Origin of the sequence: Methylobacterium sp. J-030, assembly GCF_022829545.1 — a bacterium.
GTDB lineage: Bacteria > Pseudomonadota > Alphaproteobacteria > Rhizobiales > Beijerinckiaceae > Methylobacterium.
This window is the reverse complement of the sequence record NZ_JAKSYM010000074.1, coordinates 1-683: the sequence shown is the minus strand read 5'-3', so window position 1 is coordinate 683 and position 683 is coordinate 1. Positions and strand designations below refer to the sequence as shown.

The 683-nt window shown below is 71.3% G+C and carries 1 protein-coding gene; it reads right to left on the bottom strand.

Translation table 11 applies throughout. The features are described 5' to 3' along the window. Positions 1 to 683, bottom strand: a 683-nt coding sequence (ruvB, locus tag MKK75_RS03980) for a Holliday junction branch migration DNA helicase RuvB (RefSeq protein WP_244041336.1), incomplete at both ends; no start/stop codon positions are given.

Sequence of the window (683 nt, the reverse complement as noted above, 5' to 3'; positions counted from 1 at the left end):
CGCTGGATCAGGTAGGGCTCGATGATGTCCTCGATCGCGTCCCGCGGCTCCGACAGCGCCGCCCCGATCGTCTCGATCCCCACCGGCCCGCCCCCGAACGAGCCCGCGATCAGGCGCAGGTACTTGCGGTCCATCACGTCGAGCCCCGCCCCGTCCACGTCGAGCAGCTGCAGCGCCCGGTCGGCGATCGCCCGCGTCACCGTCTCGGCCTCCGCCACGATCGCAAAATCCCGCACCCGCCGCAGCAGGCGCCCCGCGATCCGCGGCGTGCCCCGCGCCCGCCGCGCGATCTCGTTGGCCCCCTCCGCCGACATGCCCAAGCCCAGAACCCGCGCCCCGCGCGCCACGATCTGCTCCAGCTCGTCGATCTCGTAGAACTCCAGCCGGATCGGGATGCCGAACCGGTCGCGCAGGGGCGTGGTCAGCAGGCCCGCCCGCGTCGTGGCGCCGACCAGGGTGAACTTGGGCAGTTCGATCTTGACCGAGCGCGCCGCCGGCCCCTCGCCGATGATCAGGTCAAGCTGGTAGTCCTCCATGGCGGGGTAGAGGATCTCCTCGACCGCCGGGTTGAGGCGGTGGATCTCGTCGATGAACAGGACGTCGCGCTCGTCGAGGTTGGTGAGCTGGGCGGCCAGATCCCCGGCCTTGGCGATGACCGGCCCGGACGTGGAGCGGAAGTTCAC